Source organism: Parabacteroides leei, from assembly GCF_023369805.1.
GTDB lineage: Bacteria > Bacteroidota > Bacteroidia > Bacteroidales > Tannerellaceae > Parabacteroides > Parabacteroides leei.
The window spans coordinates 170772-192776 of sequence record NZ_JAMBQG010000002.1 but is presented as its reverse complement, the minus strand read 5'-3'; the positions used below and the strand labels follow the sequence as shown (position 1 = coordinate 192776).

Below are 22005 nucleotides of genomic sequence, written 5' to 3'. Positions count from 1 at the left end.
CATTTTTTTCATCAATAAATGACAGTGCAGGCCGACAATTTCATTTTTCAGCCCTTTTGGTTCAATTGTTTCTAAACTGGCCCATACTTCTCACTTTATTGGTTTACCCATTGAAGCACTTTCTTTATCATCGGGATTTCATACAGATAGAGCCAGTCGCTATTTTCTGTTTTCGATGACAAATGGTTATGGTGGTTCATATCGGCAATAAAACCTTCCGGTTGCTGCATAAAACGGGTTTCCGAATAAACAGCTTCCAGGCTGGAACGCATTTCGTTGAAATAATTACAAACTCCGACAACTTTATCCAAAGTGGCTTTGCGGGCAGCAGCATCTTTCGCCGTGTCATACTCATTCAATGCCAGTATCAAACGGGTCGGATAGTTTTGTAAATTATTCGTTTGCTCATACACTTCCAGGGTATAACGGTTACGCAAAGCATTTTTTTCAGCCGTACGAACTCCACTTGCAATAAGCTCATAGCGTTTTGCTTCCTCTTTGGCTTTCGCTATTTTCTCTTTATATGTTTCGCTCCATATACCCGGATTTGCATTATCCGGCAATTCCATCAGTGTAAAGGCCGTTGTTCCCCAGGCCGGGTTTCTCCGTCCGGAAGTGACTAATGCTCCGTCAAAGAAGAAGATTGCTTTTTCCAGTTCATCGAGAAACTGCATCCGGTTCTCTTCCGGACGGAAACCATATTCACGCTGGGCATGAACCTTCTTGAAGGTTTCTATATCCCGTGCTGTCGGATTCCAGCCGAACTCACCTTGCGCGATATAACCGCGCCAAACTGTTTCCAGATGCGGAGAGCCGTCATCCCAGGCTGTTGCAAGAATTCCTTCCAGATGATTTTCCGCAACAAGCTGACTGAAACCTTTCACATATCCCGACCGTGTGTTATTACGTGGCAGGAAAGGCGAGTCACCAGCTGACGCAGCAGTTGCTCCCATCACTTTCAGCCCTTTATCGCTATACCATTTCAGCAGCTTTCGATGTGCCGGAGCGGTCGCATCTTCATATTTCCAACGCATATACACACATTCTTTCGGAAAGAGATCGATCGCTTTGTCCAGCTTTTCAGTATTCCATTCCTTTGCCACTTCCTCTTCCGTCTTATCGCTCAAAGCCAGTTCCCACAGAGCGGCATATTTAAGCGGCATGTCATCCCAAAATATAGGAATACGACCATGATCGACAGCAAACTGACAAACCTTTTTCAACCATACCATCTGCAACTCGAATGCAGACTTTCCGGTAGCCTTACAACGGTCATCGATACCAATAGCAGTTATCTCATCCCCGCCTACATGCAGGTATCTCCCGTAAGGCATTGCTTCGAGCGCATCCAGATACAGATCGAACTGCACCTCGTACGTACGGGGATCGGACGGGCAGAATTCCCAGTCGCTTGCCGGATTCTCCCGCAATTCCCAATGGTGCTTCAGAATAAATCCGGCATGTCCCAGACCTTGTACCAACGGACTGATCTCCACATTCCGCTCCTTCGCATAACGGCATAAAGCCTGCATCTCCTGTTTGCTGATTGCATTCGGAGCACCGGCTTCAGGACGACGGGTAAAACGCAACTTATCTTCCAATTCCCAGATTATTGCATTCACTTTATAACGGGCCAACTTATCCACCATACGGTAATAGTACTCCATACGATCCAGGTGATGCTTGGTATCGAGATGGACAGCACGATAGGCGATTGCCGGATAATCCGTTATCTTCATCGAAGGTATTTCCTTCTTAAAATCACGGCTGTCTTCCAGCAACTGCTCCAATGTCTGTGCACCGTAAAAAAGCCCGGCATTATCTCTCGATGTAACGGTTACCCCTTTATCAGATATTTCAAGCACATATCCTTCGGGAGAGTCTGGTACATTTGTCGTCGACAATTGAAACCAGACACCTTTACCGGCACGTTTGCTTTGAGGTAATCCGTTTACAATCTCACCCAGTACAGGGATCGAAGCACCCTCGGCAGACGATACATACGACAATTCTCCGAAGTTCAATCCTTTCCCGGAAAGGACTTCAACAGATTGCGGCTGTGGTAATAGCTGGAATGTTTTATCCAGGTTACGGGCAAACAAACTGCCCGTAACGAATAATAAACAAGCTAATAAAGTCGTTTTCATTTTCTTCCGAAATTAAACAACGGTGATTCCGTACGTGCACCGTCCATTAATACCTCCAACTCTTTCACCTTCTCCGGATTCTGCTGAGCCAGGTTATTATCCTCATGAATATCCGAACTCAAATCATAGAGTTCCAGAATGGTTTCACCAACGATCGGCTGCCGGATCAGTTTCCAGTTGCCGCTGCGTAAAGCTTCGCGTCCGTTCAGTTCATGGAATTCCCAATACAAATATTCATGTTGCTTCTGTCCGTCTTTCGAAAATAAGGTAGGCAGGAAAGAAATTCCGTCTCCGGTTTCAGGCAAAGTAACACCTGTCAATTCAGCCAATGTCGGCATAACATCCCAGAAGGCACTGATATGATCGTTCTTAACACCCGCCTTAATCTTATCCGGGCACCAAGCTACCATCGGCACACGGATACCTCCTTCATAAACATCCCTTTTTACACCTTTCAGTGGTCCGTAGCTCAGGAAATAATCCGGGTTCGCTCCACCTTCCCGGTGCGGTCCGTTATCGCTGGTGAAGATCACGATCGTATTCTTATCCAATCCCAGTTCTTTAAGTTCGGCCATAACATCGCCGACATATTTATCCAGTCTGCTTACCATCGCCGCGAAAGAGGCATAAGGTTTTTCAGACGGGTGATATCCCATCTTTCCGTCATAAGGAACTTCTTCAAATGCATTTTCATACATCCGGTAGATAGAGTCATGCGGCAGGTTCAGTTCTGCGTGGGGCAATGTATAAGTCAACATTGCATAAAAAGGCTTGTCTTTATTATCACGGATAAACTTTAAGGCCTGTTCATGGATCAGATCCTGCGAATAGACCTGCCGGCCTTCATGATCGTTTTCATGCAGGAAAACCGTATCATTGTTATGCCATAAGTGATCCGGATAATAGGAATGTGCCTGACGCTGGCAGTTATAACCGAAAAATTCATCAAATCCCATATTGGATGGAACAGAACTGGAACCGGGATACCCCAATCCCCATTTACCGAAGATTCCGGTCGTGTAACCGGCCGACTTCATCAGTTTACCGAGCGTATAGGTATCGGCAGTCATCGGTTGCTGTCCTTCGGGTTTGATTTCCAGGTTTCCCCGGATCTGTGAATGTCCGGTATGCAATCCGGTCATCAACGAACAACGGGAAGGGGCACTGACCGTACAGCCGGCATAATGCTGGGTAAACAGCATTCCTTCCTGTGCCATCCTGTCTATATTCGGTGTTTTGATTTTCAGCTGACCGTAACAGCCTATGTCACCATAGCCGAGGTCATCGGCCAGAATGTAGATCACGTTCATTGGCACCTCTTTTGCAGGAGCCTCTTTTTTACAAGCTGACATTCCGGCTAGCAGGGAACCGCCTACGCATAATACGAGTTGTGTTTTCATTTCTTATTACTATTTTATATCTAACGTTATTTTCTTCTCTGCCAGTTTATCCGAACGCACGGTGATTACTGCTTCCCCCGGCATATCGGTAGCCTGTACCAGCAAGACGCATTTTCCTCTGAAGCTCTTACAACGAGGTTGCTTGTAGGGGAACATATCTACCGGATCTCCATTGTCCACCCCCAATAAGCGGACGGGACCATCCAGTTCAAAAGATAATTCATCCGAAGCATACGGACACAGAACACCCTCCCGATCGACTACTGACAATTCGAGTCGCGACACTTCGGATGATCCGGCTTTCAACTTAAGTTTATTTGCCGAGAAACCGACAGTATAGGGAGACGAGGCTGTCCGCTGTATATCTGTTGCCACAATTTCATTTCCGATCTTCGCCTTTGCTTCAATGCAACCTGCTTCATACGGAATATTCCAGATCAATTGCTCGCCTATATAAGGTTGAATGCCCAAAGATACATTATTTAAAAACAATTCAACCGAATCGCAATTCGTATATACAACGACCGGAACTGTTTTCCCTTCTTTACCGGTGTGCGTCCAATGCGGTAACAGGTGTACCATCGGCTTATCGCTCCACAGGCTTTGATACAGATAATAGGCATCTTTCGGCATGGCTGCGACATCGATAATTCCAAAGTTTCCACAACGTTGCGGCCATTCAGCTTCTCCCAGATAATCAAAACTGCCCCAACGAAACTCACCCATCAGCCAGGGAAATGAACAAGTCCGCTGCCAGGCTTTCCGAACGCTGATACGAACCGAAGCATTATCATACGATGACTGATAATACGGATAAGCCTTTTCCTCCGGGAAAAACTCCTCCTCACTCAGGTCCGGGATCGGAAACACCCGTTTCTCAAACTTGTCCCATTTTATCGGATCTTTCTTTTCCCAGGGAGCAGGAAAGTCCCTCCTCCTCCATTGAGTCTTTGTCCGATAGACGCCACGGGTTTGATAGGTATGCGGTACTTCGGTCGCAACAGCACATACAGACGGGAAATCGTTCCGGAACTTCTCAAACTCGCCGACTTCCTCTCCATTGCCATTGAAACCGACAACATCGAGCATCCCAAAATTCTTTTCATAATCGACAGACATCCCCCGGGTCGGATCGGCTCCACCCTGTGTCACCGGACGTGTGTCCAGTGAATGAAATAAATCGACCAGATTGCGTTGTACCTCCTGCGATGCTTTACTCACTTCATTTCCAATGCTCCACATAATGACAGACGGATGATTACGGTCGCGCTTGATAAAATCAGTCATATCCATCTTCCACCATTCATCAAAATAATTACCGTAATCATCGGCAGCTTTCGGTGTATTCCACCCGTCCAACCCTTCATTCAAAACCATCAGCCCTATCGTATCACACATCGTATAAAACTCCGGCGAAAAAGGATTATGAGATGTACGAATAGCATTGCATCCCATATCTTTCAGAAGTTTCAACCGATAGTAGAGGATATCCTCCGGAACGGCTGCTCCTACTGCCCCCGCCGTATGATGATCACAGACTCCTTTTAATTTTGTTTCCTTCCCATTCAGCTTAAAACCAAATTCAGGACTGAACTCCAAAGTGCGAAAACCAACTAGTTGTCGTACCTCATCCAATATCTTTCCTTCCTTTTCCAACTGACATATTAATGTATAAACAACCGGACTTTCAGGAGACCAACGTTCCGGATTGACAACATTCATTTCCACTTTATCTTCGAAAAGTGTGTCTTCCGATCCGATGCTCCGGGCAATCGTCTGCCCATTCTTATCCTGCAAACAAGAAATAACCCGTATTTTTTCTTTATCCGGATTCACCACAGAAACATTGACAGCGCATAACGCCTTATCTTGTAAGAACGTATCTACTTTAAAATAAACACCAGAATAAGCAATATGCACAGGAGAAGATATATGCAGACGAACATACCGGTAAATACCGGAACCGGTATACCAACGCGCGGTAAGAGGTTTGGATTGATCGACTTTTACTGCGATACAATTATCACCTTCTTTCAGGTAAGGGGTCAGATCATATTCGAAACCGATATATCCGTTCGGACGTTTTCCCAAGGAATGACCATTGATCCAGACTTCACTGTTCAGATAAATTCCATCGAACTGAATACGAACTTTCTTTGCTACCCACGTCGGATCATAAACAAAAGTTTTACGATACCACCCTATTCCTGCCGGCAGAAAACCGCTTTGCCAGTCTGTACCGTTAGCAATCTGGTCATACGCACCCTCTATGCTCCAGTCGTGGGGGAGAGAGAGTTGTTTCCAGCCAGTATCATCATACGATGATTCTATAGCCTCCATGCCCACATCCCCCTGATAGAATTTCCAACAAGTATTGAAACTTAGTTTTTCACCAGCATAAATAACCGGAACACAAGTGAACCAAGCAATTAGAAAGAGAAAAAAACAGGACTTGTTATAAACTTTTTTCATACTATAAAAATTAACATGATATGTATAAGACAATTCTAAAGTTCTTTTCCCGGGTATTAAAAAAGGCCAGCTTATACTAAATCAATAATATCGATACTGGCCCTTAAAAACTAATAACTATAAAAATTATCCATTTATCCTATTAAGCATACACTAAAAATTGTTTTTCACCATTCAATCCTATTGATAAATACAATATACTTATTCTCAATAATTAATTATACTCATTCTTATAATCTAACAGACCTTTTACTATTTTATACTCAGGAATATAACTTCTAGTGATAACTATTGGTGTTGTATTATATGGAGATTTAGGATATAAAGTGACACTAACTTTAATTACATAATTAGGATTAAACACTCCACATCCTCTCTCCAGCCATCTTTCAACTCCAAAACGATCTACTCTTTCTATTAATCCGGATTGTGGATAGTATGGACGCGGGACCTTCTGATCAATATCAGGATTTCTATAAATAATATATTCATCATCTGAGTACAATTTCCCTTCACCTGTCATTTTTAGCCATGAAGTGTAACCCGAATAATATTTTTGTCCCCATTTAGGATCACCTTCATACAGATCGTAATATACAACTTCTGTTTTAACATTATAATTCGAAATAAGATTTCTTACTACCGGATTAATCACTACATCTATAGAAGATTCATCCAACTTTACTTTTCTTCTATAATCATATTGTGCTGTATATTCAGGAGAAAGGACTGGCTTTCTAACCCAAAGAGCTTCATCACTCATCTGCAAAATAGGCGAAGATGATAAATTCCATACTCCAAACACATCATTATAAGAAGGCATTATGTTATCTAATTCTCCAGTTATAGTTCCCGGCATAACTAAATTGTTTACAGGCAAAATATTACTCTGCTGCTCAGAAGTAATCGTACCATTAGTATCAACTTTCCCTATTGTTTTAAAACTAAGACTTTGAGACAATGGAGTTGTTGTTGACAATTTTCCAAGAAAAGACCCGAATACCAAATTCACTCCAGCATTAACTAATCCTCCAACACCTCCACTTATAATCGTACTCACTGCCCCTTTTATAAGATCAGGTAATATTTTCTTCCCTAATTTATTTGTTATAGAATCAGCCGCAGTTTTTCCAAAACTAGTAGAACTGCCACTTAAAGTCTCACTTGCAGGATTACGACTCGTTAAGGATATTATGGTTCCATCTGATTGTAAGTTTATATCACCTTTCAATGAAATATTTTGAGTTTTAATATCATAAACACCAATACTAAACTTTTGTTCCTTTGTACCAATTTGAGGATCAAAACAAAATTCAATATCAAAACAATTCCATCCTTTTGCGATTGCCTTTGTAGGCAAATCTAAAATATTACTCACATAAGCAAACGAAATTGTTCTATCATTAATTGGTAATGTAAAATGATCCACACTATTAAGCATCGAAGATTGAGTTCCCAAACTAACCTTCCATAAGGTAGTATTAGCATTCGTTACATTATAAATGTTATAATAGAAAACACGAAGAATCCCTGTAAATTTATTATAAAACATCAAATAATATTTTCCTTTCTTTGCTAGTACAGGATCATTGCAAAAATTATAAATCATATTCCACCCATCAGCGACCTTATAATCTTTAATAATAAAATCAGGAATATTACTTTCAGAGGCATTATACCAAGGCAGTATAGTATTTCCATAACCGGACAAAATAATACTACTCGTATTTTCCCAATCAAATACACTCGAAGTAATCTGAGGTATACTACGAGTTTTTACCAATTCTTTTTCTACATCCAAATATTGAACTTTATCCTCACATGACAATAGGCTAAACAAGCATAGCAAACCCAATATGCAAGTAATTTTAATAGTCTTTTCCATTTCTACTTTTATTACAAAAAACTTTTTCACTTTCAAACATAGGATAATTCAGTCTATTTGAAAAAGTCTAATTCATTAATAAATCTACGTCGCACAATTTCTCTAACAAAATAAAAAAAAGGACTTTACAAATAGAATCATAATTAAATAATAAGAATAAATAGTGTAATTACTATTTTCAACACAAATAAAGGCCGACACATAATAGAATTATGTTAGAATAGTCGGCCTTTCAAATGACGATATAATTACCAACCTTCGTTCGGTGTACACAATATATTAGTTTCCAATTCCTTAGATGGTATCGGATAATAATAGTAGCGGTTCGTATTACCTACTTTTCCTGTCATCAGCTGTTTGTAACGCGATTCGTTGCAGGTTTGCATTCTATCTTCCAGCAATCCCCAACGGCGCAGGTCATAAAAACGTTCTCCTTCAACAAAGAATTCAAGTGCACGCTGATGTTCCAAATCCTGGAAAACTGCTTCAAACGAACTGGCACCACTATATGGGTTTAAGTTTGCCCGTTCACGGATTTGATTGATGTATCCGATAGCCTTCGTAATATTCTGTCGGTCCGCACTACGCAAATAAGATTCAGCTAGTAGCAAAACCACATCAGCATAACGCACGGCGCGTTCATTGATCGACGACATGGCCGGATCCGATTCAGCTTCCTGAGTATTCCAGTTCTGATATTTAAGGATCCAGTATGTGTTCCATTTTGCTTCCGGTATAATGGTTCTGAAATCTTTCAAATAATACATACATCCCGGATAATCCCAAGCTACAGACGAACGAGCACGATAATCTGTATTTCCATCTTTATCTTTTTCTTTCAGGAAGAGGTTCATCATCTGCCGAGTCGGATTTGCTTCATACCAACCACCAGCTTCGGCTGCAGCGTATTCCTTTGGACGTGTATTTGTCTGAGTAGAATTTATATTTTCACCATCACCCCAGATATCTGTTCCGCCTACCGGTTCCATTAACAATTCAAAAATACTCTCGGCATTATTTTCATGAGCCTCATCAAAATTCCAAGCAAAATCGTCGACCAATGTATACGTATAAGGAGCCTGTGTCAATGGTTCCAAAACGTCAATCGCTTCATTGAATTTTTCTAAATAGACATAAATCTTACCTAGAATAGCATAAGCTGCACCTTTTGTAGGTTTACCGACAACATCATTCTTAACCGGTAATAAAGAAGCTGCAGTTTTTAAATCAGATTCTGCTTGTGCCCAAATATCCGCTTGTGAAGACTTTTCTAATGGGAAAGTAGAAGGCGATTGAGATGCCGTTAAACGTAGAGGAGCATCTTTAAACTCTTTTCCCAACTGGAAAAGATAAAAACCACGGATAAACAGACATTCAGCTTTTACCTTATTCACAAAATCTTCAGAGAAATCTCCTCCCTTTTCATCCAGTTTCTGCATAATAGAATTTGTTCTATACAAAGCATTATAGAACTGATAGAACATTCCCTGAGAAAGGGCATTTCCATTCGTATTCGTAAAATAACATGCCTGAAAGACATCGCTGATATCATTTCTGAATTCAACCTCATCGGCACGTGCAATACGCATCATGACTCCACGGGTTCCGTAATATCCTCCATTCAGGGCATTTTTCAGAGGTGTATAACAAGAGGTCAATGCTAATTCAAAATCAGCCTCATCTTTCCAAAAAGTATCTTCAGTCGCTTTATTCGGATTAATTTGTTCCAACTGTGAGTCACAAGATGTAGACATCAGACCTATAACCAACGCGACACTGGTTATTACATATTTGTATATTCGTTTCATAAATTCTTTATTTAAAATGTTACATTTACTCCTAACATAAATGTACGGTTAGAAGGATACATAAATTCATCGAAACCACGAGAATAAACATCTGTCGAGTTTACGTCCGGACTATAACCTGAGTAAGATGAAACGGTGAACAGGTTATCTGCATTTATATATACACGAGCTTTCTGAACGAATCCTTTAAACAAAACGGAAGGGATCGTGTAACCGATCTGCAGATTTCTCAAACGAAAATAAGAACCACTCTCCAAGTAACGATCTGATTCCGAACGTGAATTACGGTTCGGGTCAGTCCAGATCAAACGAGGCTGAGAAGCATTTTGATTTTCCGGAGTCCAATAATCCAGACAGCTTGCCAGATAATTAGTACCACGAGTAACATCTGTCAGTTCAAGTCTCGTTGCATTATATATCTTATTTCCGGATACACCCTGAAAGCCAAAAGAAAAGTCGAAATCTTTATAAGTAATATTACCGTTGATTGAATAAGTAAATTTAGGGAACGGACTGCCGCAATAAACACGATCCTGGTCATTGATTGTACCATCGTTGTTAGTATCTTTGAAACGGATATCACCTGGTTCGACACTTGGTTGGATCAACACGCCGTCTTTTTGGTAGCTTTGAACCTCTTCTGCACTATTGAAATAACCGTCAGTCGGTATTAACCAAAAACCTCCGATAGGATAACCTGCCAGTGTTTTACTTGTATAAGTTCCACCATGTATTGTACCACCCGTAATAGCCTGTGACTCGGAACCCATTTCAATCACTTCATTTTTATTAAATGTTCCCAGAAAGTTAATGCCGTAAGAAAAGTCTTTATTGATTACATCATTCCAGCCCAAGTTAAATTCAAAACCTTTATTACGAATCTTCCCTGCATTACGGATAGGGTCGTTTGAACCTCCGGTTGAAATAGGAATGGGCACTTTCAATAAAATGTCTTTTGTGTTCTTCACATACCAGTCAGCCGTCAATGTCAAACGATTCTGTAAGGCCATGAAATCTACACCGATATTTGTCATTGAAGTTTCTTCCCATTTAATATCCGGTGACGCAAAAGTTTTAGGGAATGCTCCCTGTATCAAACCACCATTTCCATTCGGATAATTTATACCTGTCGATACAACGGAAACATACTGATAATTATCAATTTCCTGGTTACCAAGCACACCATAGCCACCTCTCAATTTCAATTGATCAAGCCATGTTACATTCTTCTTCATAAAATCTTCTTCAGCCATATTCCAACCAACAGAAACAGAGGGGAAATTACCATAGCGATTGTTCGAACCGAACTTGGATGAACCATCCCGGCGAATTGTAGCAGTTAACAAATATCGATTCTTATAAGAATAGAAAGCACGTCCCAAAATAGAAGTCAACACACTACGGGTTGAATTTCCACTTGCAGCCAAGCCACCGGCTGCAGCATCGATTTCTGTAATTCCTGTAGGCATGCCCTGTCCTGAAGCTTGCAAGAAACGGTAACGGGAATCCTGATAAGTATAACCGGCAAGCAGTGAAATCTTATGATCACCAAAAGTTCGATCATAGGTCAACAAATTCTCCACCAGCACGTTACGCGTCCTTGTCTGCTCTTCGGTTACTTGTGTAAGATCATTCTTTGCCAACCCATAATCATACACACCTTCGTAATTATTATAACGATAGAATTGGAAGTCCGGAGTTAAATTCAGCTTATACTTCAAACCTTTTATCGGTTCTACCGAAACATAAGCATTGGCATATATTTTTACATTTTCATTGTAACGATTTTCCAGATTATCATCAACCATTCCCATTGGATGTTGCAGGTTCACCACGTCACCATACAGGCCGCCATATCCTCCGACATTGTTCGAGTCATATTTTTCGAGGGTTGGAATAGACTGTAACGTATGTCCTACCATACCGCCTCGAATTGCACTATACAACGGATCACTCTGATCGTAAGTCAAAACCAGGTTGGTTCCTGCAGCAAAAATACCTTTTTTGAAATCCTGTTTACTCTGTAATGTATAACGTTGATAGTTTGTACCTTTCATAACACCATCCTGATTCGTATACCCCACACTATTGTAATAGGTTGAATATTTTCCTCCACCCTTTACAGAAAGTGCATAGTTTTGCATCAAAGCAGGGTTAAACATTATATTCTGCCAGTCATTATCCGGTTTAGAAGCTAAGTTCATAGCCATTTCAAGAGGTTCCAAACCGGCATTCTTTCGGGCAACAGTCGTTACCTCCGCCCATCCGGCAGCATTCAGTAAATCCAAATATTTGGATGGAGCGCTGACTCCTATATTAGCCGAAAGATCAATAATTGGCTTACCTTCAGTGTTCGAACCTTCTTTTGTCGTTACGATAATTACACCATTAGCAGCACGAGAACCATAGATAGCAGCGGAAGAAGCATCTTTCAATACATCTATACTGGCAATATCATTGGGGTTGATATGATCAATTCCTGACATATACATACCATCGACAATGTAAAGAGGAGCAGCATTATTCAATGTGCCGATACCGCGCACCATAACACGGGTACCAGCCCCAGGATTTCCACCTTGCGAAACAATATCCACACCTGCAATCTTTCCCTGCAATGCTTGACCAATATTGGCATTGCTCTGGGTATTCAATTTCTCAGTATTTACATTTGCAACTGAACCTGTCAAGTCTGCCTTTTTCTGTGTACCATAACCGATCACCACAACTTCGTCCAGTGCTTTGGTATCTTCCAACAATACGATGCGTATCAATTGCTGATTTCCTACAATAACTTCTTTTGTGAGATATCCGATATAAGATACATCTAAAACTGATTTTGCATCAGCTTCAATGGCAAACTGTCCATCTATATCTGTGATGGTTCCGTTAGTCGTACCTTTGACAACCACATTTGCACCGATCACCGGATCACCATTTACATCCACGACTGTACCTGTAACATTTTTTGCTTGTTGTTGTACAAGAAGAGGGGTGTCAGCTTTTTTTGTCAGTACAATATGTGTTCCTTCCATAGCATAACTGACACCCATATTTTTCAGCAGATTATCTAAAACCTCGGAAACAGGTTTATTTTTCACTTTAATAGAAAGTTTCTTACTGATATCCACCTGGTTATTATAAATAAACAGATAATCTGTCTGACTTTCTATTTCACTTAATATATCTTCCAGATGAGTATTACTTCTGGTAATACTCACTCTGGCATTCTGAGAATGCGTATTTTCTGCAAAAGAGCAAAAAACACAGACTAATAACAGAAATGTGGTGATCCGCATAATTCTAAAGATTTGTTTAAGTTGCGGGGATTTAGGATAATACCTACCCGACAAAGAGTTTTTTTCCATACCTTTGTGTTGATTTGAAGTTAATACAGTTTAATTAATTGAATTGTGTTGATTGAATGCCGGTAATTGCCCCCCAGCGTTTGCCGGCATTTTTGTTTTCATGTATATCCCATAAGCTCCTTTCTTTAAGGTTAATAAAATATTTAATACTAATTTCTTTCAATTATTCGATATAAATTATCTGATTGTCGTCATCCCGCTGATAGGTAAACTTTATATCTTTCTGTAAAACCCTTAAAGCATAATCTATACCGTCTGTCTGTCGGAATTTACCCGTGTAAAAAAACTTTCCTACTTCTTTGTTTTTGACATGAATGTTCAATCCATAATATTTCTCAAACTCTTTCATGATAGAAGTAAAAGTTGCATCCTTAAAACAGATCAATCCTTCTTTCCATCGGTAAGGATTATAATCGCTAACCGAAGTAACCAGCAACTTACCATCTTGTAAATAGACTTTATTGTTCGGTTTTAACATTAATTCCTGTGCCGGATCGTTTACCGAAGCTACCTTTACGCTACCCGACATCAGCGTAGTTTCAAATTCTCCCGTTTCAGCATAGGCATCTACATCGAATTTGGTTCCCAAAACCTCCACATTATATTTATCGGTTTGCACGATAAAAGGCTTTTTTTCATCTCTTGCAACATCGAAGTAGGCTTCTCCATCCAATATTACCTGACGGTTCTTCTTGCTGAACATTGTAGGATATTTCAATGATGTTCTGGCATTTAGCCAAACATTTGTACCATCAGGCAATGTAATATTAATCCGCTGACCCGCCGGAACTAAAATAGTCTGCATTGCCATCAGCTCCTTTTCTATTGAAGTCTGGAAATAAATATAACTGCCTCCTAAGGTTATTGCTACGACCGCTGCGATTTTAATTAACTCAGTTCTAAGAGAACTAAAGTTAATTGTAAATCTCTTTTTTCCTGATCTGATTATATTCTCGTCTCCTAAAAGTAACATTCCATCAAATAACTTTCTTTCCTTAAAAAAGGCACGTCGATTATCTGCAGATGCTTCCATCCACAGTCTCACATCCTTCTCCTCTTCTAAAGATGTTGTTCCTTCGAAAAACTTATATAATATATCTTTGTCCATTTTGAATGTCTCCAATAGTCCATCTATAATAATAGCAGTTCACAAATAAATATCCCTAGTAAAGAAATAAAAAAAATTATACAATACCATATTTCTCCCTCCTTTACAACTCTGATAAAACTATCAGATTGTAATAAAAAAGAAAGAAATCTCCATTTTCTGATACGTTAAAAAATATTACCCGTAATATTAATTCAAATTACCTAGGGTAGAAATCTGAATTTCCCGGTATAGTAATGACAATTTGATATTTTACATTTCATTCTATTTTTTATTCTATTCGGATGATCTTTTTTTTCCATTCGAAAGAAAATTATAATTCTTTCGAATGGAAAAACAAAGACAGAGTTCTCTTAGAACTGAGTTAATCAAAATAGCGGCCATTATTGCTCTTACGCTTGGCGGGAGTTTGGTTTATCAACAGATGCAAACAAAAAAAGCTCTGATCCCTCTACAGACCATTGCCGTACCGGCCGGTCAACGCATCAATATCACATTACCAGACGGTACAAATGTTTGGCTAAATGCACGGACAACAATTCAATATCCCGTCACCTTCAATTCGAGTGAACGCCTGGTCAAGCTAGACGGCGAAGCTTATTTCGATGTGGCTAGAAATGAAAAAGTACCTTTTATCGTACAAACTCCCAAATATAACGTAGAAGTACTCGGAACACAATTTGATGTCGAATCTTATTCGGACACCGGTAAATTCGAGACAACTCTGATGGAAGGATGTGTGAAAATCTCATCGCTCACAGATAAAGATGAGAGCCTGATGCTTACCCCCAACAATAAAGCCTATCTATATAAGGGAAAACTGCGGGTGATGCCGGTAGACGACTACAATCCATATCGTTGGCGGGAAGGATTGATCTGTTTCAAAAATGAAACTTTTGCTTCGATCATGAAAGAGTTTGAAAAATATTATGGAATAAATATACACATAACTAATAAACAAGTACAACAATATCTATATACCGGAAAGTTCAGACAAACAGACGGTGTGGATTATGCGCTAAGAGTCCTGCAGAAAGATATCAGATTTTCTTATCAGCGCGACGACGACAAACATATTATTTATATCAAATGATTTTAACAGAATGTTTCACCTAAATTAAAATGCGTATGAAATAAAAACTTGTTAACCACCAATGCCGGCTATTCGCTGGGGGGCAATAACCGGCAGGCATCCAATTAACACAAACAAATTATCTAATTTATTAACTTCAAATCATAGTAAAGTATGAAAGAAAACACTTTATCGAGGTGTAATTATTGGGCACCGCGACCTTTAAAATTTTTCAGAATTATGAGAATCACAACATTCCTGCTTTTGGTTTGCATATTAAATATATATGCAGATAATACATTTTCACAAAATGCAAGGGTCAGTATTAATAAGAAAAATGTTCAACTGGAAAGTATACTGAACGAAATAGAGCTCCAGACCGATTATCTGTTTATTTATAACAACCAGGTAAACACAAATAAGAAGGTGTCTTTAAAGGCTAAAAACCGGCCTGTTTCGGAAGTGCTTAAAGAACTTTTGGCTGATTCGGGTATCACATATTCTGTAGAAGGTAACCATATTGTCCTGGGAAAGCAGAATATGAACGCTGCTCCACAACAGAACGGTACTATCAAAGGAAAAGTTATTGATACAAACGGAGATGTCGTTATCGGGGCCAACATTATACAAAAGGGAACAAGCAACGGTACAACAACAGATGTAGATGGCTACTTTTCACTCAACGCTCCGTCGGGCTCTACACTGGTTATTACCTTTATCGGCTATGTCAGTCAGGAAATAAAGGCTGATTCTAAAAGAAGAATGGAAATCATCCTGCAAGAAGATTCCAAGACACTGGAAGAAGTGGTCGTGGTCGGATATGGAACAATGAAAAAAGCAGACTTGACAGGTTCTGTTGCCACTGTCGGCTCGGAAGTTATTGAAGACCGCCCGCTTACCAACCTGGGAGCCGGTTTACAAGGTGCTATTGCCAACTTGAATATTACATCTTCTAACGGTGCACCGGGAACAGGCTCTAAATTTAATATCCGTGGTACTACCAATTTATCCGGTGGTGGTCCGTTGATCCTGGTAGACGGCATTGAAATGGATCCCAACCTGCTCAACCCACAGGATGTAAAGGACGTTACTGTGTTGAAAGATGCCGCATCAGCTTCCATTTACGGAGCACGTGCAGCATTCGGTGTAATCCTGATCACGACTAAAACAGGTTTCGTTACACAAAAACCCGTCGTTTCTTTAAGTGCCAACTATTCCATCAATGTCCCGACCGTTCATGCCAAATATATGAACTCGATGGAATATACTCAATGGATGAATGATGCCAATATGACAAGTAACGGTAGTAATTATTTTGATAACATTACCATGGAACATGTTAGAAACTACTATAATGACCCTGTCAATAATTCTCCGGTATTCCATCATCCGGACGATGCTGCCAGCAAATATCGTTACTGTGGTAATACAGATTGGTATGAAGCGTTGAATAAGAATAGTTATCCGATGCAGCAGTACAATATCAGTGTACAGGGAGGTAGCGAAACGGCCAAATATATGACATCGGCCGGTATGTTCCAACAAGATGGAATCTCTAAATGGACAGATGAAGATTATAAGCGTTTCAATGTCTTACAGCATGTAAACTACAAAGTAAACAACTGGTTGCAGGTTGGACTGAGAGCGACCCTATCGATGGTAAAAATGAATACCGGTCCACAAAATAAATATGGGAGCAATTCCCTGGGAGCAACGATCCCAGGCGACAGTCGTCCTCTGATGCCTATTTACCATCCCGACGGACATTTTGCAGGTTATTGCGGTGACGGTTACTTCACAAACCAGGCAGCATGGCTGTCTCAGGGAGGTTCTGCCGAAATGAGAAATAACAATATGTATGCGACGGCATTTGCAAAACTAAACCCGCTGGAAGGTTTGGAAATCAATGTCGACTATACATATAATTATTATAACTACTCTTTTAAGAACCATGTTCGCGAATATATCGATTATGATGCTGACGGAAATCCGGGTTCTATTTTCCCGCACACTTCTCCGAACCAGGTTTCATATACGAAAAATGAATCACAATATGACGTATTCAATGCATATGCTACTTATAAAAAGAAAATCAATAAAGTGCATGCTTTTGAAGGTATGATCGGATTCAATCAGGAACAAAGAACATACAAAGGAGTAGGACTGAGCAGAAATAATCTGATCGCTAATGATATTCCGTACCTGAATCTGGCAACCGGCGACCGTACAACGAGTGACTATATGAACCAGTGGGCTATCCGTGGTGCATTCTTCCGTTTGTTCTATGCATATGATGATAAATACCTGATACAGGTAAACGGCCGCTACGACGGTTCTTCACGTTTCCCGAAAGATGATCGTTTCGCATTCTTCCCTACCTTCTCATTGGGTTGGAGGCTTTCACAGGAGAAATTCTGGAAACCGATCTCGCACATCGTTAATGACTTCAAAATCAGAGGTTCTTACGGTGCATTAGGAAACCAGGTAATATACAATACAAGCGGTAGCGATATTTATTATCCGTATATTTCCTCCTACTCGACAGGTGAAGTTGGTTACTTATTCAACGGAGAAAAACAGATGGGTGTATATGCCCCAGGGCTGGTAAGCGACCAGTTGACATGGGAAACTGTTAAGCAGTGGGACTTAGGTTTCAACTTCTCTATGTTCGACAGTAAACTGACCGGAGAATTCGACTACTACGTACGTACAACGGAAGATATGTTGACAAAGTCTAAAACATTGCCGTCTATTCTCGGCACCAGTGAACCGCAAATGAATGCCGCCGACCTGAGAACGAAAGGATGGGAATTGGCTTTAACCTGGAAATCCACATTACAAAATGGCTTGGCCTATAGTGCCACGTTATCATTATCAGACTATCAGGCTGAAATCACTAAATATGATAATCCGACAAAGAATCTTTCTGACAGTTATTATGAAGGAAGAAAATTAGGGGAAATCTGGGGATTCGTTACAGATGGGTTATTTCAATCGGATGAAGAAGCGTCTTCATGGGATCAATCGAAAGTTGTTGGTTATCCTCAATATGCCGGTGACCTGAAGTTTGCAGACCTGGATGGTGACGGCAAAGTCACAAAAGGAGAAAACACAGCCAATAACCCTGGCGACATGAAGATCATCGGTAACGAAACTCCACGTTATAACTTCGGTATTCGTGGTACAGCAGAATATAAAGGCTTCGACTTTACCATGTTCTTCCAGGGAACCATGAAACGTGATATCATCCCTGCAAAAACATTCTATCTGTCTCATTATACTTCTCAATGGTCTGTTCCGCAGAAAATGAATTACGACTATTGGAGAGAAGACAACCGCGATGCATTCTTCCCCCGTGCCCGTATGAATGGTTCTGCCGTAAACGAAAACCAGACCCGTTTCATGTTGAATGGTGCTTATATCCGTTGTAAACAGCTGGCTCTCGGTTATACTATTCCAAAATACATTACGGAAAAAGCCAAGATCTCCAAACTGAGAGTTTACTTCAATGCGGACAATTTGTTCGAATTCTCCGGAATGCCTGATACTTTCGATCCGGAATTGGCAACAGTGAATGCTTATCCATTCATCAGATCATTCTCTTTTGGTGCTAACCTGACATTCTAAGACAGAATATTGTAGAATAATTAAAATTAAAAACAGAATGAAAAAAGTATATTATATTGCAAGCTTGTCTTTACTACTCGGAGTTTCTGCATGTAACAACGATTTCATGGATTTATACCCGGAAGATAAGATCAATGACGAGACTTATTGGAAGACAGAAAGTGACTTGAAAAACTTTGCCAACCAGTTTTATACCACACTGGATAATACCGGTGCCTATGGCAACGACAATGCGTCCGACAACCAGGCGCATCAGACAAAAGACGATTTCATCTGGAGCGATTATACCGTTCCTACTGCCGGCGGAGGCTGGGCGAAGAGTGACTGGGCAAACATCCGAAGCTGTAACTATTTCCTGGCACGTTATCATACGGTTGAAGGAATAACAGAAAACATTCACCGGTATGTCGGTGAAGTCTATTTCTTCAAGGCTAAATTCTATTATGAAAAAGTACTCCGTTTCGGTGACGTACCTTGGTTGACTACAGACCTGACCACTTCTTCGGAAGAGCTATACAATCCACGCAATGACCGCGGAACGGTTATAGACTCGATCTGTGCCTGCCTGGATAAAGCAAGTGAGTGGCTACCGGAAACAATGACAGATACCCGGCTTAGCAGATACTCCGCTTTAACACTGAAATCGAGAGTTTGCCTGTTTGAAGGAACCTGGAGAAAATACAGAAACATGGAAAACGCAGACAAATATCTGCGTGCCAGTGTGGAAGCCTCTGAAAGAATCATCAACAGCGGTAACTTCGATATCTATTCAACCGGTAATATTCAAGATGATTATCATGCCTTGTTCAACCAGCAGGATTATACGAATAATAAAGAAGCAATCTTCTTTACCGCCTATATTACAGACAAACGTATGAACAACCGTCCGCGTACCGTTCGTGAAGTTGGTACCGGAATGACCAAAGATTTCGTAGAATCATTCTTGTGTACAGACGGTAAACCGATCGGATTAAGTAATCTTTATAAGGGAGATATTAAATTCATGGATGAATTTGAGAATCGTGACCCACGTTTGAAACAATGTGTGTATACTCCTGATCGCCCTATTGCTATCTTAGCCGACGGTTCGGAAGAATATGAGAATTCACCGGTCTTCAATAATCTGACTTTCACCGGTTATCGTTTATATAAGATGTATTCTCCGCTGGCCGAAGACAATGAATATATTAAATGTACGCTGGATGATCTGATCTACCGTTATGGTGAAGTGCTATTGAACTACGCAGAAGCAAAAGCCGAATTAGGTGAATGCGACCAGGCTGTACTGGACAAAACGATCAATAAACTGCGCGATCGTGTAGGCATGCCTCATCTGACGACCAATGTAGGATTTACCGACCCGAACTGGCCTAACTGGGAAGTTAGCATTTCTCCGTTACTCAACGAGATCCGCCGTGAACGCCGGGTAGAATTGGCTTGCGAAGGCATTCGATGGAACGACTTGTGCCGGTGGAAAGCCGGTAAACTACTCGAAAACCAGAAAACGTACTTAGGACCACGTGATCCGGACACCGGAAACTATCGTATTTTATACGGAAATATGACCCGTAAATGGTACGATCGTCTGTACCTGCGTCCGATACCGACCGACGAATTCACTTACAATCCTAATTTGTTACCACAAAACCCGGATTGGTAAACAGTAATAATGAGCCAATTAGTTAATTGGCTCATTATTTTTCACTATACTTGTATCTGAAATATAATCTGACTCAATCATGAAAAAAACAGTTATAGGATTACTGGCAGCTCTATCTGTCCTCATATCCTGTTCACCCAAAGAGACAACGAAGATAGTTACTCCCAATGCCCGGCAACTAGCCTGGGCGGATGCAGAAGTGGGAGTCCTGATCCATTTCGACATGCCGGTTTATCAACCGGATTATAATTTCAGGAACTGGGGGACACACCCGAACGCTTCCATATTCAATCCGACAGACTTAAACACCGATCAATGGCTGGAAACGGCCCAGAAGCTGGGAGCTAAATATGCAGTACTTGTTGCCAAACATTGCAGCGGATTCAGCTTGTGGCCGACAGAAGCACACGATTACAGTATCAAACAATCTCCCTGGAAAAATGGTGAAGGAGATATTGTTGCCGATTTTGTTGCTTCCTGCAAAAAATATAACATCAAACCGGGTATCTATGCCAGCACCACGGCCAATGGCTATCTGTATGTAGATAATCCGGGAATTGTTCAGGAAGGAGGTCCGGTCAACCAGGAGGAATACAATAAGATCGTAACACAACAACTAACCGAGTTGTGGAGTAATTACGGCGAATTGTTTGAAATATGGTTCGACGGAGGTGTACTCTCCAGGGAACAGGGCGGTGCAGACGTGTTATCACTAGTTCAAAAGTTACAGCCCAACGCTGTTGCCTTCCAGGGCCCTTATGGTCACCCGAATCTGGTCAGATGGGTCGGCAACGAAGAAGGTGTTGCCCCCTACCCTTGCTGGTCTACGGCCGACTCTACGACAAATGCAGATGGCACCCGTGTTATCAACGGTCTGAACGGTGATCCTTTTGCCCCGTTCTGGTGTCCGGGAGAATCTGACTTCACCTTGCGCTGGAATCGTTCATTCCAGGGCGGTTGGTTTTGGACAGCCGGAGAAGACAGCATGATGTTCACGATACCTGAGCTACTAACAAAATATGAAACCAGTGTTGGAAGAAATACGAATATGCTATTAGGGCTGGTTGTCGACAACAAAGGGCTTATCCCGGAAGCTGATGTTCGCCGGATAGAAGCATTAGGTAAAGAGATAAACCGGCAATACAGTACACCCCTCCAACAAACTTCCGGAACCGGATCAGAATACATCCTGGCTTTCGAAAAGCCGACCAGCATCGATCGCGTTATTATGCAGGAAGACATATCTAAAGGAGAAAGAGTTTTAAAATATACTCTAAAAGGGAAAAAGGATAATGAGTGGATCGATCTGTCTTCCGGTTCCTGCATCGGGCACAAACATATTAACCGGTTCGATCCCCAGAAACTCGATGCTATCAAACTTATTGTAACAGAGTCGAAAGCAGAACCCCAAATATTGAATTTCGCTGTTTTTGAGACATTATAAGAAAAAAGTGATAA

Annotated in this window: 11 protein-coding genes; 4 read left to right on the top strand and 7 right to left on the bottom strand. The window is 40.9% G+C overall.

Features of this window, described 5'->3' with window-relative positions:
• Window positions 1-95: 95 nt before the first annotated feature.
• The 7 genes from M1P97_RS04510 to M1P97_RS04480 form a co-directional block, all read right to left on the bottom strand.
• Window positions 96-2147 (bottom strand): glycoside hydrolase family 20 zincin-like fold domain-containing protein, encoded by a 2052-nt coding sequence (locus M1P97_RS04510; RefSeq protein WP_249388508.1) that lies wholly within the window; start codon window positions 2145-2147, stop codon window positions 96-98.
• Entirely contained in the window at window positions 2144-3547 is a 1404-nt protein-coding gene (locus M1P97_RS04505) for an arylsulfatase (protein ID WP_195374118.1), read from the bottom strand. Before M1P97_RS04505 ends, M1P97_RS04510 begins: the two co-directional genes overlap by 4 nt.
• Window positions 3548-3556: 9 nt before the next feature.
• A complete protein-coding gene (locus M1P97_RS04500) occupies window positions 3557-6019 on the bottom strand; it encodes a sugar-binding domain-containing protein (protein WP_249388507.1) in 2463 nt (820 codons plus the stop codon).
• A 214-nt stretch (window positions 6020-6233) separates the two neighbouring features.
• Window positions 6234-7904 carry a hypothetical protein gene (locus M1P97_RS04495; RefSeq protein ID WP_249388506.1) on the bottom strand — a complete coding sequence of 557 codons (1671 nt, stop codon included), beginning with the start codon at window positions 7902-7904 and terminating at the stop codon, window positions 6234-6236.
• 248 nt (window positions 7905-8152) lie between these two features.
• Complete coding sequence (locus M1P97_RS04490; RefSeq protein WP_249388505.1) at window positions 8153-9712, bottom strand: RagB/SusD family nutrient uptake outer membrane protein; 1560 nt, start codon at window positions 9710-9712, stop codon at window positions 8153-8155.
• Window positions 9713-9723: 11 nt separating this feature from the next.
• Window positions 9724-13011 carry a TonB-dependent receptor gene (locus M1P97_RS04485; RefSeq protein ID WP_249388504.1) on the bottom strand — a complete coding sequence of 1096 codons (3288 nt, stop codon included), beginning with the start codon at window positions 13009-13011 and terminating at the stop codon, window positions 9724-9726.
• 232 nt (window positions 13012-13243) lie between these two features.
• Window positions 13244-14188, bottom strand: a complete 945-nt coding sequence (locus M1P97_RS04480; RefSeq protein ID WP_249388503.1) for a FecR family protein — start codon at window positions 14186-14188, stop codon at window positions 13244-13246.
• Between the two features lie 328 nt (window positions 14189-14516).
• Here M1P97_RS04480 and M1P97_RS04475 point away from each other — a divergent pair, with 328 nt between their 5' ends.
• The 4 genes from M1P97_RS04475 to M1P97_RS04460 all read left to right on the top strand — a co-directional run bounded on the left by M1P97_RS04475 (window position 14517) and on the right by M1P97_RS04460 (window position 21991).
• Window positions 14517-15281, top strand: coding sequence for a FecR family protein (locus tag M1P97_RS04475; protein ID WP_249388502.1), 765 nt, complete (start codon window positions 14517-14519; stop codon window positions 15279-15281).
• 219 nt (window positions 15282-15500) lie between these two features.
• Entirely contained in the window at window positions 15501-18887 is a 3387-nt protein-coding gene (locus M1P97_RS04470; RefSeq protein WP_249388501.1) for a TonB-dependent receptor, read from the top strand.
• 37 nt (window positions 18888-18924) lie between these two features.
• Window positions 18925-20547: a RagB/SusD family nutrient uptake outer membrane protein gene (locus M1P97_RS04465; protein ID WP_249388500.1), complete on the top strand. Its 1623-nt coding sequence runs from the start codon at window positions 18925-18927 to the stop codon at window positions 20545-20547.
• 79 nt (window positions 20548-20626) lie between these two features.
• Complete coding sequence (locus tag M1P97_RS04460; protein WP_249388499.1) at window positions 20627-21991, top strand: alpha-L-fucosidase; 1365 nt, start codon at window positions 20627-20629, stop codon at window positions 21989-21991.
• Window positions 21992-22005 lie beyond the last annotated feature (14 nt).